General features: G+C 62.0%; 8 protein-coding genes. 1 reads left to right on the top strand and 7 read right to left on the bottom strand.

Features of this window, described 5'->3' with window-relative positions:
• The first annotated feature begins 120 nt into the window (after nt 1-120).
• Nucleotides 121-1158: an alpha/beta hydrolase family protein gene (locus tag J3P77_RS12260; RefSeq protein ID WP_434676900.1), complete on the top strand. Its 1038-nt coding sequence runs from the start codon at nt 121-123 to the stop codon at nt 1156-1158.
• Between the two features lie 39 nt (nt 1159-1197).
• Here J3P77_RS12260 and J3P77_RS12255 read toward each other — a convergent pair whose 3' ends face one another.
• From J3P77_RS12255 to glgA, 7 genes are all read right to left on the bottom strand, one after another.
• Nucleotides 1198-1953 carry a PIG-L deacetylase family protein gene (locus J3P77_RS12255; RefSeq protein WP_434676899.1) on the bottom strand — a complete coding sequence of 252 codons (756 nt, stop codon included), beginning with the start codon at nt 1951-1953 and terminating at the stop codon, nt 1198-1200.
• 73 nt (nt 1954-2026) lie between these two features.
• Nucleotides 2027-4210 carry a glycogen debranching protein GlgX gene (gene glgX / locus J3P77_RS12250; RefSeq protein WP_434676898.1) on the bottom strand — a complete coding sequence of 728 codons (2184 nt, stop codon included), beginning with the start codon at nt 4208-4210 and terminating at the stop codon, nt 2027-2029.
• Between the two features lie 157 nt (nt 4211-4367).
• Complete coding sequence (locus J3P77_RS12245; RefSeq protein ID WP_434676897.1) at nt 4368-4793, bottom strand: DUF2934 domain-containing protein; 426 nt, start codon at nt 4791-4793, stop codon at nt 4368-4370.
• A gap of 17 nt (nt 4794-4810) precedes the next feature.
• Nucleotides 4811-7594 carry a malto-oligosyltrehalose synthase gene (locus J3P77_RS12240; protein WP_434676896.1) on the bottom strand — a complete coding sequence of 928 codons (2784 nt, stop codon included), beginning with the start codon at nt 7592-7594 and terminating at the stop codon, nt 4811-4813.
• Nucleotides 7591-9669 (bottom strand): 4-alpha-glucanotransferase, encoded by a 2079-nt coding sequence (malQ, locus tag J3P77_RS12235; RefSeq protein ID WP_434676895.1) that lies wholly within the window; start codon nt 9667-9669, stop codon nt 7591-7593. The genes J3P77_RS12240 and malQ overlap by 4 nt, the downstream gene beginning before the upstream one ends.
• Nucleotides 9666-11474, bottom strand: a complete 1809-nt coding sequence (treZ, locus tag J3P77_RS12230; protein WP_434676894.1) for a malto-oligosyltrehalose trehalohydrolase — start codon at nt 11472-11474, stop codon at nt 9666-9668. The genes malQ and treZ overlap by 4 nt, the downstream gene beginning before the upstream one ends.
• Nucleotides 11475-11491: 17 nt before the next feature.
• Nucleotides 11492-13081, bottom strand: coding sequence for a glycogen synthase GlgA (gene glgA / locus J3P77_RS12225; protein WP_434676893.1), 1590 nt, complete (start codon nt 13079-13081; stop codon nt 11492-11494).
• Between the last annotated feature and the right edge of the window lie 435 nt (nt 13082-13516).

Here is a 13516-nt window from a genome sequence, read left to right as displayed (position 1 = left end):
GTCCGGAACTCCAGGCCCACGCACCGTGGCCCGGCTTATGCACTATTTTGCTTTTCGGCGCTCTCATGAAAGTGTGAGCGGTTCCGGGGCGCGAAAGGGCGCGAAAAGGAGAGCCTGGCCATGGTACGTCTTTGTGCAGCGATGCTGATTTGCCTGCTGAACGGCCTGATTTCGGTGCAGGCCCAGGCAGCGGACCACTGGAGCGCGGGCTTCCATCCGCTGAAATTTCCCGATCCGCTGGATTCTCGGCCGATGCACGCCATTGCCTTTTACCCGTCCACCGACGCCCGGCAGGTCAGCACGCTGCAGGGTTATCGCGTCGAAGCGGGCAAGGACGCTTCGGTGGCAATGGGGCGTTTCCCGCTGCTGATGCTCTCCCACGGCAACACTGGGAACCCGCTGGCGCTGCACGATCTGGCGACCGCGCTGGCGCGTCAGGGCTTTGTGGTAGTTGCCGTGGTGCATCCCGGCGACAATGACCGTGACCACAGCCGCCTCGGCAGCCTGAGTAATCTCTACGGCAGGCCTCTGCAGATTTCCCAAGCGATCACCGCTGCCTTGCTGGACCCGGTGCTTGCGCCTTATCTCGACGCGCAGCAGGTGGGAGTCATTGGCTATTCGGCGGGTGGCGAGACGGCCCTGATTCTGGCGGGCGCCCAGCCGGACCTGAACCGTCTGCGTCAGTACTGCCTTGAGCGGCCCGATGACCGCGACGCCTGCAAGACCCAGGGCGAGCTGCTCGCCGACCGCGACGATCTGCATGCGCAGGCCGATCCCAGAGTACGGGCGCTGATGCTGATGGCGCCGCTGAGCCTGATGTTCGGCAGGCATACGCTGGGCGAAGTCCACGTCCCTGTGCTCATGTTCGTGGGCGACGATGATCAGCTGCTGGCAGTGGACAAAAATGCCGAGGCGCTTGCGCGCAAGCTGCCCAAGGCGCCGGATTATCGTCGGCTGGCGGGCGCAGGGCATTTTGTGTTCATGGCGCCGTGCACTGACGAGCAGAAGGAACGGATGGCAGCGCTGTGCACCGATCGTGACGGGGTCGACCGGGAGGAAATTCACCGCACGCTCAGCGCCGAAGCCGTGCGCTTTTTTGCCGGTGCCCTGGGTTCGGCGGATGACGACAATGCCGGCATGCAAACTGCCCACCATTAATGGCAATGCAGACAAGTGCGCGGAAGACAGGGCAGACCGTCAGGTGAATACCAGCTCGAACGGCTGGAGCAGGCGCTCCAGCACGTTGGCGGGCAGGGCAGGCGGCATACCGATGACTGGATCGCCCTGCAGCTGGCTGGCGAACGCGTGAATCGCATCGCGCTTGCGCGCCAGTGCCGCAGGGTCGAGCAGAATCTTGCGCGCCCGGTCCCAGGGTAGCCGCTCGTCTTCAGGGTCGGCCCAGTGCCACGCCCACACGGGAACTTCGTGCATCTGGGCGCAAATGGCTGAGCAGGCACGGGCGCAAGCCTGGCTGACGGCCAGATAATCGGGATGACCATCCTGCGCCCAGGTTGTGAACACCACGTCGGTCGGGCCCAGCTGCTGTTCAAGAAAGGTAACCAGTTGATCTTCCCGGTCTGCGAGATGGCCGTCGGGAAAATCACCCCGCAGCCATTCGATCCGGTCCATCGGCACGCCCAGCCGATGCAGCGCGTCCGCGCTTTCCTGAGGACGTATCGTTTTCAGACGCTGCACTGGCCAGAGCGGCGAGCCCGGATGGCTGGCTCCTCCGTCGGTGACAGAGATCAACATCAGACCGCGTCCCAACTGCGCGAGCTGGCTCAGCAGGCCACCGCAACCCAGGACTTCGTCGTCCGGATGGGCTGCGACAACCACTGCCCGGCAGTTGGGAGGTACCAGAATATCCGCGGTTGTGACGGGCACAGCCGCGAGTTTCCTTGAGGCGTTCCATGCGAGGAGCGGAGTTCCTTGTCCTGACGTGTCCTCGTTCACAACAAAGGTCCGCTCATCACATCTGCCTCCGGTGGGCGCACAGAGGCCTGCGCGCCGGTTGGCTTACGGTCGATCACTGCTGATCGGGACGCTCCAGTTCGAACAGCAGCAGCGAGCGCGGGGTCACGGTGTACTCGGTGCCGAACTCGAATTTTTCCTTGCCGCTGACCTGTTCCTGGTTGGTGTCGATCAGGCAGACATAGTGGCTGCCCTCCGGCACTTCCGGCAGGGTGAAATTGACCCCTTCGTGGTGCGCGTTGACTATCAACAGCAAGGTTGCGTCCGCGCCGGGGCGGCGGATACCGGTTTCCTGCGCGCGTCCGTCCATGAGCATGCCCAGGCAACGACCATTACTGTCTTCCCATTGCTCGATGGTCATTTCGTTACCGTCAGGCGATAGCCAGGTAACGTCCTTGACGCCGATATCCTCGTTGTAGTCGCCAACCAGGAAACGACTGCGGCGCAGGATCGGGTAAGTCTGACGCAGCTTGATGACGCGCTTGACGAACTTGAGCAGTGCCTTGCCGTCGGCGTCCAGGTTCCAGTTGACCCAGCCGATCTCGCTGTCCTGGCAGTAGGCGTTGTTGTTGCCGTGCTGAGTGCGGGCGAATTCGTCACCGGCAACCAGCATCGGCGTGCCCTGGGCCAGCAACAGTGTGGCCAGCAGATTACGCATCTGGCGCAGGCGCAACGCGTTGATTTCCGGGTCGTCGGTCGGGCCTTCGACGCCATGGTTCCACGACAGGTTGTTGTTGCTGCCGTCCTGGTTGTTCTCGTCGTTGGCTTCGTTGTGCTTGTCGTTGTAAGACACAAGGTCATGCAGCGTGAAACCGTCGTGAGCCGTGACGAAGTTGACCGAGGCCTGCGGACGACGACCGCGCTGGTTGAACATGTTGCCGGACGCCGTCATGCGTGCCGCGAAATCGGCGAGCTGCGAGTCGTCGCCTTTCCAGAACGCACGTACGGTGTCGCGAAACTTGTCGTTCCACTCCATCCAGCCCGGCGGGAAACCACCGACCTGATAGCCGCCCGGACCGCAGTCCCATGGCTCGGCAATGAGTTTGACCTGGCGCAGCACCGGGTCCTGACGGCAGGCGACCAGGAAGCTGTGGCGCTCGTCGAAACCATCGTGGTAACGGCCAAGAATGGTTGCCAGGTCGAAGCGGAAACCGTCGACGTGCATTTCCGACGCCCAGTAGCGCAGCGAGTCGGTGACCATCTGCAGGACGCAAGGGTGGCTCAGATCCAGTGTGTTGCCGGTGCCCGAGTCGTTGATGTAGTAACGCTTGTCATCCGGCATAAGACGGTAGTAGGACGCATTGTCGATGCCGCGCATGGACAGGGTCGGGCCGAGCTCGTTGCCTTCGGCGGTGTGGTTGTAGACCACGTCGAGAATGACTTCCAGCCCGGCATGGTGCATGTGCGCGACCATTTCCTTGAACTCGGCGATCTTGCCGTGCGCCAGGTAACGAGGGTCAGGAGCGAAGAACGCGATGCTGTTGTAGCCCCAGTAGTTGGTCATGCCTTTCTGCAGCAGATGCTGATCGTTCACGAAGGCATGGATGGGAAGCAGCTCGACCGACGTCACGCCCAGCTTGCGGATGTGATCGGTCACCTGTTCGACGCCCAGGCCGGCGAAGGTGCCGCGCAGTTCTTCCGGCACGTCCGGGTGCTGTTTGGTGAAACCGCGTACGTGGGTTTCGTAAAGGATGGTCTTGTCCCAAGGCGTGCCGACGCGCTGATCGCGGCCCCAGGTATAAGCCGGGTCGATGACCTTGGACTTGGGCACGAACGGCGCGCTGTCGCGCTCGTCGAAACTCAGGTCGCCGTCGGGATGGCCGATGGTGTAGCCGAACAAGGCTTCGGACCATTTCAGTTCGCCGACCAGTTGTTTGGCGTAGGGGTCGATCAGCAGCTTGTTAGGGTTGAAGCGGTGGCCGTTCTGCGGATCGTACGGACCATGGACACGGTAGCCATAGATAAGTCCTGGATGGGCGTCAGGCAGGTAACCATGGTAGATCTCGTCGGTGTATTCAGGCAGCTCGATGCGTTCCAGTTCCACTTCCCCGCTGGCATCGAACAGACACAGCTCAACCTTGGTGGCGTGCGCCGAGAAGATGGCGAAGTTGACGCCCAGACCATCCCAGCTGGCACCGAGCGGGAAGGGCAGGCCTTCACGGATTCGCGAGGTCGACGCTGCAGGTTTGTCCTGAGACGCTGGGGTTTCTTTTTCCACTTTCTTTGTCTTGCTATTCATGAGGCCTTCCTGACGACGAATGTTTTTGAGCGGCCAGAACCGCTATCGAAGCTTGGACGGCTTCAATATTGCTGTAGAAAAAGGTTGGGAGCCGCAGGCCGCCTAGTGAACTAGTGCGGCTCCTGCGGCAATGGACAGGCGCTGAGCCGCCAGAGTTTCAAGAAGCCGATGGCTTGCGCGATTTCTTTGCAGCAGGCTTGGCGGGTTGCTCGGCCTGCGCCGGTGCCGGTGCAGGCGCCGCAGCGGCCTTGGCCTTGCCGGCTGCGGGTTTTGCCGCGGACTTGCCTTTGGCAGGGTCAGCGGGCTTGGTGGCAGGCTTGGCTTTCGCAGGATCGGCTGGCTTGGGCACAGGCGCCGACTTGACCGTGGTCTTGGAACCCGCTTTTGGGTCTTTCCCACTGTCTACGGCAGGCAGCTTGGGCTTGCTGGCCTTGCGAGCCGACGATTTGTCCGGAGCCAGTGCCTCCGCTTCCGCCAGCTTGCGCGCCATTTCCCAATGACGTTCTTCCTGACCGGTAGGCTGGCCTTCCGATTCCCATATTTGATACGCAAACTCGCGAATTCGTTTTTCGTCGGCACTCATCTCGACACTCCCAGGTATTACTTGGTTTTAATTAGCAGGTTTACAGAAAAATCTTCGAGCGCTGCGCTGACGGGAAGCTCCCCGTCACGGATCGCCACGACTCGATTGAACAGTCCGGTCCACTCGGAACCCGAGTCAGCGAACGGCACGATGATGCGTGTGTCGCCCCAGTGGGTCGCGTTGATGAATGGAGTTTGTGCGGTGCCCAATAGTTCACTGCAAATGCGCGGAACCACAACGATAGCCTGCGTCTGTTCCCATGTGCGCGCGAACGCCACCACGCGATCCGCCTGGCTGCCGGTTACTTCCAGTGGTGTGTACTCGCCGCGGCTGAACAGCATCGGATGGCGGGACCGCAGGTTGAGTCCGGCGGCAATGACTGCCTGTTTGATCCGACCGTCCTGCCAGTGACTCAGCAACTCGTTCACGTCTGCCGACTCGCTCAACGCGCGCTCGCGAGCAGCGTAGTCCACCGGGCGACGGTTATCAGGGTCAACCAGGCTGAAATCCCAGAATTCGGTACCCTGATAGAGGTCTGGAACACCCGGCACGGTCAAGCGTAGCAAGGTTTGCGCCAGGCTGTTGAGCGCGCCTGCCGTGGCAATGCGGTGCGCCGTGGCACCGAGCGACTGACGCAGAGCCAGTGCTTCGGGTGCCAGCAGCAGGCGTTCCAGGAACTCGCGGCAAGCTGTTTCATAGGCCTGGTTCGGCGCGCTCCAGCTGCTCTGCAGCTTGGCTTCACGCAGCGCTTTTTCCTGCCATTGCACCATGCGTTTTGCGTAGGCTTGGTGAGCCTCTTCACCTTCCAGCTCAAGCGGCCAGCTGCCCAGCAGCGCTTGATAGAGCATCAGCTCGTCACCCGCACTGATGACAGTTTCTTCGCCCTTGAGCGGGATCGCCAGCTGACGCCAGCGCTCGACTTGCTCGGCGTACCAGCCGGCGCACTCACTCAGTACCGCCAAACGGGTGCGAGTATCCTCGCCGCGTTTGTGGTCGTGGGTTGCGGTCGCCAGCAGGTTGTCCGGAAACGAGGCGTGTCGTTTCAGACAGGCCGCATGGAAATCTTCAACCGGCGCGCTGAAATGTTGCGGGTGGAAGCCCACATCGTTGCGCGAAAGCAGCACGGCCGAACGATAGAACGCGGTGTCTTCGACTGACTTGGCAGCCACCGGCGAGGTCAGTTGCTGGAAGCGCACGCAGGCGTTCTTGTACAGCTTGCGTTGCTTTCCGCGCGGCAGATCCCGCCAGGCTTCGCCGCCCAGCCAGCGCTGTAGGTAATCGAGCACCGGCCAGTCACTTTCGCTGAGCATGGAGCGCGCGCCTTGCATGGCCTGCTGGAAAAAACGCTCGTCTTCGCTTGAGCGGCCACGCACGCTGATATAAGTCCGATAAATCGGGAAATTGACCACCAGCGCCAGCAGTGCCCTGCGGATCGCACCGAGCGTCAGGTCGCGACTCATGAGGTCGCTGCGCGCCACTTGCAGCAGCGACTGCGCCACGTTTTCAAAATCGCCGGCCAGTGTGCCATGCAGAACCAGATCACGAGCCACCAGCACTTCCTGATCGAAGTCGGCGGTGCGTTCACTCAGGCGGCTCCACAACTCGCCCAGTGGCGCCTGGCCCTTGGGGTCGTGTTGCAGCAGCGACACCTGGTTCATGAATTCGTAGCCGGTGGTGCCGTCTACGCTCCAGTCTTCGCGCAACGGCTCATCGGGGCCAAGGATCTTCTCGACGAAAATCGGCAGATGATCCAGCTGCGCCTCGGGCGGCCGCTTGGCGAGCAGGGTCTGCACCCGGCGATGAAGCTTGCGACCGTAGCCGCGCGGGTTGGCAAGGCCGTCGATATGGTCGATCCGCAGCCCGTCGACCAGCCCTTCGGTGATCAGCTCGAAAATCTTGCCGTGGGTCGCTTCGAACACCATCGGCCGCTCGACCCGCAGGCCACCCAGTTCGTTGATGTCGAAAAAGCGCCGCCAGTTGATGTCGTCGCCTGCCGTGCGCCAGCTGGCGAGGCGATAGTGCTGACGCTCAAGCAGCTGATGCAGACGCTTGAAGCCGTCCGGCTGGCTCGAATCGAACTGCGCAAGGCCGCGCTCGATCGCGCCGAGGATGTCCGGATCCTTGGCCAGCTCGGCCAGTTCCGCCTTGGCCTGACGTGCACGTTCATAGGCCTGGGGGTATTGCTCCAGCGCCGAGAAGCGCTGCCCCAGTTCGGTCAGCTTCGGATGGTCGATCAGGTGCAGCAACGGCCCGTAGGTGGTCGGGTTGATCGGGAAATGATGCTGATAATGCTCGATGTGGAAAGCACCGCGCTCGGCGTCGAAGCGCAACGGAATGTCCCCGGCCTGCAACACAGTGCCGTAGTCAGTGCTCAGGAACGGCAGCAGCAGCTGGCCTTCGAGCAGCGGGTCCGGCGAATTCCACTGGATGTCGAAAAAATCGGCGTATGGGCTGCGGCGACCCCATTCCAGCAGGTCGAGCCACCAGGGGTTGTCGTTCCCGCCCACCGCCATGTGGTTGGACACGATGTCGAGGATCAGCCCCATGCCATGCTCGCGCAGCGTGGCTACCAGGCGCCGCAGCGCCGGCTCGCCGCCCAGTTCGGGGTTGATGATGGTCGGGTCGACCACGTCGTAGCCGTGCATCGAACCGGCGCGGGCCTTGAGCAGCGGCGACGCATAGATATGGCTGATGCCGAGTCTGGCGAAATAAGGGATCAGCGGGACAGCGTCATCGAGGGTGAAATCTTTATGAAATTGCAGACGCTGCGTCGCGCGCAGCTGCTGTACAGGTGTCTTCATCGGTCACGCTCCGCCGCTTGCAGCCGGGCCTGGGAGAGCAGTTCCAGGCGGCGCGCGGCATCATCATTATCAAGTAAGGTGGCACTGTCTCCGGGCAAGCGTCGGCGCCAATTGGGATGGCTGTCGATCGTCCCCGGCAGGTTTGCCTGTTCCTGGACGCCTAGCGCATCTTCCAGTGGCAGCAGCACCAGAGGGGCAGGGGTGTGGCCCAAATAACGGATGCTCGCATCGATGATCAACTGGGGATCCCGGGTATCTGCCGCAAGCCCGTCGGTGTTCTGGCTCAAAGCGCGGCGCAGGCCCTTGAATTCTCTGGCGCGTTGCTCACGCCAGTCACGTTCGGCCTTGTCGTCGATCTGCCCCAGGCGGGCGTTCCACTCGATATCCAGCTCGCTGAGCCAGCCAGCCAGCGTCGGCAGATCGTGGGTGCTGGTGGTTGCGAGCGCATCGTCGGCCCAGTCCAGAATCTGCTTGAACTGTCCATCGTTCTGCTCGAAGAGCAGCACCTGCATGCCCAGAATTTCCCGCTCCGACAACTTCTCGTGCAGCCCTTCAGGAACGGTTCCGAGGTCCTCCCCCAGCACGATTGCCTTATGACGCCAGGACTCCAGGCTGAGCAAGCGCAGCATGTCGTCAAGCGGATAGTTCAGATACGCGCCCTCGTTGGGCGGCGCGCCGAGCGGTATCACCCACAGGCGCTGCAAGCCCATCACATGGTCGATGCGCAGCCCGCCGGCGTAAGCGAAATTGGCGCGCAGCATTTCGATGAATGCGCGAAAACCGTTGCGTTTCAGGCCGTCCGGCGAGAACGCCGAAATGCCCCAGCTCTGGCCGGCACGATTGAGGATGTCAGGCGGCGCGCCAACGGTCAGCGCGGACAGCAATTCGTCCTGACGGCTCCAGGCTTGACTGCCCGCGCCGTCAGCGCCTACTGCCAGGTCGGCAATCACGCCAATGCGCATGCCGCTGCTGCGGGCGGCCACCTGTACGCGCTCCAGTCCTCTGGCGATGAGCCACTGAGCAAACGCATGGAAGCCGATCTGCTCGCTGTGTTCGGCGGCAAAACGCCTGATCGCTTCGCTGCGCGGGTCCTTAAGCTCGTCCGGCCACTCGTGCCAGTTGTCGCTGATGCCCAGCGTGGGGCTTTCAGCGCGCAGCGCTTCGAACCGGCAATGGTTTTCCAGGGCTTCGCCGCCACTGTGGCGAAAGCTGCAGAAGTCTTCGGACAGCGGATGCGCGCCGGCTGTGAAGGCTTCATAGAGCGTATGCAGGACTTTCCACTTCGCTGCCGCCGCGGCGGGCCAGTCCACGAGCGGCATCTGTTCCAGGCGCTTGAATTCCTCGACCATACCGGCGTCTTCGATCGCCTGACGCCAGGCCCGCTCGCCAAGAATGGTGCCGGGCGATGCGTACAGCGCATTCAGGAACAGCCGGCTGGAAGGCGAGTACGGGCTGTAGCGCTGCGCATCGTTGGCGAACATTGCGTGGATAGGGCTGATGCCCAGTGCGTCCGCGCCACGCTCGCCCGCTGCACGGGCCAGGTTTTCCAGTGCCTGGGTGTCGCCGAAGCCACCGTCGCCGTCACGACGCAGGCTGTAGAGCTGGGCCGTGAGGCCCCAGGCATGCGCGCGTTCGGAGTCGGTCGCCATCGCCACGCTGTAACAGGTCTTGGGGGCGACCGCGATGGTCAACTGTTGACCGTCAATCTCCAGCTGTTGATAGCCGACGGGCGCGAGGGCGGGCAGTTCGGCATTGGCTGTGAGGCGCGCTTCGAGCGAGGACCCGCCGTCCAGATGTAGCGTGAACGGGGTCTCCGGCGCGAACCAGTCCGACAGGTCGAGGTTCTTGCCTTCATCCACCGTCAGCAGTGGCGGGGCGCTCGCCCCGTGGCGCTGGTTGTTCAGCCTGGTCAGGCTGGCGTCGATGGATTCGCTGCCATCGGCGGGGTATCCAAGTGCTTCCAGTACCTTGCGCAGGACATCAGGGCTGACGGTCTGAGGCTGTGCATTGGCATCCACCCAATGCACAGACACTCCGACTTCGGTCGCCAGCCGCTCCAATTGCTCATTGCTCATCCCCGGTTCTCCGAAACATCGCTTGCTGTCAGGCTGACAACGGCCGTGTAGGGATTGAGGGTGCCTTGCCGGGAAAGTTCGACGGAATTGGCGTGGCTGGCGAACAGCAGGGTTGCGCCCTCCAGAGCAGGCGCCGCAGCCGGGTGTTCGGTCAGGTTGAGATCAATCCGCAGCACGCTGCCATCGCCCATCCGCCAACGGGCGCTGACCGCGCCTTCGCCAAGAATATCGGTGCCCAGCGCATGGGCGCCTGGCAGGCGCGGAACGATGTGCTGGTGCCGTAGCGCAAGCAGCTCGCGGTACAGCTCCAGCCAGCTGCGATGGTCCAGACCGATGTCGGTTTCCAGATCCACGGCGTCGAACGCCGGTCTGGAAGCTTCGAAGGTCTTCGGGTCGTTCGGGTCCGGGATCGTCTCGCGACGTTTCTCGTCGGCGAACGCGGCAAAGTCTGCAAACTCGCTGCGGCGGCCCTCGCGGACGGCGTCAGCCAGTTCACCGTGATGGCTGGTGAAGAACAGGAACGGTTCGCTGGCCGCCCATTCATCGCCCATGAACATCAGCGGAATCATCGGTGACAGCAGCAGCAAAGCCGTGGCGGCCCTGAGTGCCGGAGCCGGGCAGAGCGCAGGCAGACGCTCGCCAAAGGCCCGATTGCCGATCTGATCATGGTTCTGCAGAAACAGCACGAACGCGCTCGGTGGCAAATGACCGCTTGGTTCGCCGCGAGTATGACCGTGGCGAGTGGCTTCGCCCTGGTAGACGAAACCCTGGCTAAGCAGGCGTGCAAGCTTCTGGGTCGGCTCAGTAGCGAAGTCCGAGTAGTAGGCGTCGGTCTCGCCGGTCAGCAGCACGTGCAGGGTGTTGTGGCCGTCGTCGTTCCATTGCGCATCGAAGCCCTGTTCGAGCAGGTGCGCCTGATTGAACTCGTTTTCCAGATTCAGCCACACGTGGCGCTGAGGGTCGATATGCTCGCGTACCCGCTCGGCGAATTCCGGCAGGAAAGTTTCGTCACGGATGGCGTGCACCGCGTCCATGCGCAGACCGTCGAAACGGTATTCGAGCAGCCACATCAGTGCATTGTCGATGAAAAAGCTGCGCACTTCCTTGCGCCGGAAATCAATGGCATCGCCCCAGGGTGTATGCAGGTCGCTGCGGAAAAAACCCTTGGCGTAGCGCCCAAGGTAGTTGCCGTCCGGGCCGAAGTGGTTGTAGACCACATCGACAATCACCGCCAGACCGTAGCCGTGGGCTGTGTCGATCAGGTGCTTGAGCTCGTCGGGCGTACCATACGAAGACTGCGGGGCGTAGGGCAGGACACCGTCGTAGCCCCAGTTCCGGTCCCCTGGGAATTGCGCCAGCGGCATCAGTTCAATGGCCGTCACGCCGAGGTCCGCCAGTCGCTTGAGATGCTTCTCGACACCGGCATAGCCGCCGAGCGCGCCGACATGCAGCTCGTAGATGACCGCCTCATGCCACGGACGACCCTGCCAGTTGGGGTTTTGCCATTGGTAGGCGAGCGGGTCGACGACGATGCTGTGCGAATGCACATCGTCGACTTGCGCGCGGGAGGCCGGATCCGGAACCTCCAGCTCGCCATCGATGTTGAAGCGGTAGCAAGTGCCCGCCGGACAGCGGACCTCAAGTACAAACCAGCCGTCCTGCTGCGGCAGCATGGCCAGTGACTGGCCATGCTCCAATTCGACACTTACGTAGTAGGCGTCCGGCGCCCAGAGGGCGAACCGGGTGTGTTCAGGGTCCAGCAGGACTGCGCCGTGGCGCCAGATTTCTTCAATACGCTGCGGCATCCATAAACCCCTTTCTATCAATAGTGGAGCGAATTGCCCGTGTTCTTTTTCAGGAGGTCCTGGTAGAGCTCTGCGTAAGGCTCGACCGCCTGATGCCAGTTGAAGGGCGCCGCCATGGCCCGGCAGCGCATTGCGTTGAGCAGTTCAGGGTGGGCGTAAACCTGAAACGCGCGATTCAAGGCTTCGGTATAGCTTTCGACAGTCGATTCGTTGAACAGAAAACCAGTGACGCCGTCTTCGATGGTGTCGGCCAGGCCGCCCGTATTGCGCGCCACCGGCAGAGAGCCGAAACGTTGCGCATACATCTGGCTGAGACCGCATGGCTCATAGCGAGAAGGCATCAGCAGGAAATCGCTGCCGGCGAACATGCGGCGCGCGTCCGTTTCGTTGAAGCCGACGCGTACGCCGATCTTGCCCGGGAAGCGGGCGGCGAGGGCGCGCATGGCGTCTTCCTCTTCCGGCTCGCCGCGGCCGATGATTGCAATCTGGCCGCCGTTATTGACGATGTGCTCGGCTACACCGATGGTCAGGTCCAGACCCTTCTGGTAGACCAGGCGCGAAACCACGGCAAAGAGCGGACCGGTCGACGGCTCCAGTTCGAACAGCTCGCGCACGTAATCGGTGTTGATTTCCTTGCGCAGCCATTCGTTGGGGCCGAAGTGGCAGATCAGGTGGTCGTCGGTGGCGGCGTCCCAGCTCGCATCAATGCCGTTTGGAATGCCGCTGAGCTTGCCCTGTTCGGCCTTGCTCTGCAGAAAGCCTTCCAGGCCGCATCCGAAATCCGGGGTAGTGATTTCCCGCGCATAGGTGGCGCTCACTGTGGTGATGTGGCTGGCATATGCCATGCCGGCCTTGATGAAGGACAGCTTGCCGTAGAATTCCATGCCTTCGGTGGTGATTGCCTCGTCCGGAATTCCCAGTTCCCGGCTGGACCCCGTGCTCACCGTCCCCTGGTAGGCCAAGTTGTGGATGGTGAAGATGCTTGGCGTAGTCTGGCCGCGCCAGCGCATGTAGGCAGGTGCCAGACCAGCAGGCCAGTCATGGGCATGGACCAGTTCCGGGCACCACTGGCTCTTGACCGCGCCCGCGGCGAAGTCGGCAGCGGCCAGGCCCAGACGGGCGAAGCGAATGTGGTTGTCAGACCAGTCGCGACCCTGCGGATCTGCATACGGCGTGCCTTCACGTTCATACAACTCAGGGCAGATCAGCACGTAGATGACCAGACCGTCTTTCATATCCATCCGACCGATCTTGCACGAGGGCAGTGCGGCATAACCGCTCAGCTCGCTGATGATATGGATCGGGTTGCCACTATTGAGCACTTGCGGGTAACCGGGAATCAGCACCCGGACATCATGCAGGTGGCGCATGGCGCGGGGTAACGCGGCGGATACGTCCCCCAGGCCACCGGTCTTGACCAGGTCAGCCAGCTCGGAAGTCACGAACAGAACCTTGCGGCGATTGACTTGAGACATGGTGGGCTGAACCGCCGAAGGCGGAATCTGCAACATCGGAACCTTCGTGGCAAAGACCGGCAGATGAGTCAGCTCGCTGGCCGTCTGATTAAAACTCTCTCCCTGCTGGGTTTTGACAGCGGCGCTAATCATCGATTTCTCCCATACAAAACTGTGTTGGTACGTCAATTGATTTTCTTATTGGCCATTTCCTATGGCCGGGTCGCTCCTCAGGGCAATACGCAAGATCGATACCGGAGTGGATTTTGCGAAGCGGATGAGCGACGAGAAGAAGCCAAATGCAGGCGGTCAGCCAACAGCATAGGCGCTCTAAGCAGATGACCTACCCGTTCTGGAGAAGTTTCGACTTTTTTATGCTGAAACGTCTGGCACTTGATTCAGAACAAGAGCGTTGCGAACGCCTTGCTGAGCAAATTGCACGAATGTGCACTGGAATGGGCCGTTATTCGCCCGGTAGAAAATCGGATAGCCGGTCGTCAGATTGTTTGAGTTTGCCGGGTGCACCCCCGGAACTCGGGGGTGAACCCGGTATTCAAGATGCCCTTTTTGCGTCGCGTTTGCGGGCGC

Origin of the sequence: Pseudomonas sp. R1-18 (assembly GCF_051132095.1) — a bacterium.
GTDB lineage: Bacteria > Pseudomonadota > Gammaproteobacteria > Pseudomonadales > Pseudomonadaceae > Aquipseudomonas.
Note: the sequence above shows the minus strand (reverse complement) of the source record. Positions and strands in the feature narration are given on the sequence as shown.

Bases quoted from the DNA above. Each gene is read 5' to 3' on its own strand.
- J3P77_RS12240 (WP_434676896.1), bottom strand. From the start codon at position 7,594: ATGAAGACACCTGTACAGCAGCTGCGCGCGACGCAGCGTCTGCAATTT.
- glgX (WP_434676898.1), bottom strand. From the start codon at position 4,210: ATGAATAGCAAGACAAAGAAAGTGGAAAAAGAAACCCCAGCGTCTCAG.
- treZ (WP_434676894.1), bottom strand. From the start codon at position 11,474: ATGCCGCAGCGTATTGAAGAAATCTGGCGCCACGGCGCAGTCCTGCTG.
- J3P77_RS12260 (WP_434676900.1), top strand. From the start codon at position 121: ATGGTACGTCTTTGTGCAGCGATGCTGATTTGCCTGCTGAACGGCCTG.
- malQ (WP_434676895.1), bottom strand. From the start codon at position 9,669: ATGAGCAATGAGCAATTGGAGCGGCTGGCGACCGAAGTCGGAGTGTCT.
- J3P77_RS12245 (WP_434676897.1), bottom strand. From the start codon at position 4,793: ATGAGTGCCGACGAAAAACGAATTCGCGAGTTTGCGTATCAAATATGG.
- glgA (WP_434676893.1), bottom strand. From the start codon at position 13,081: ATGATTAGCGCCGCTGTCAAAACCCAGCAGGGAGAGAGTTTTAATCAG.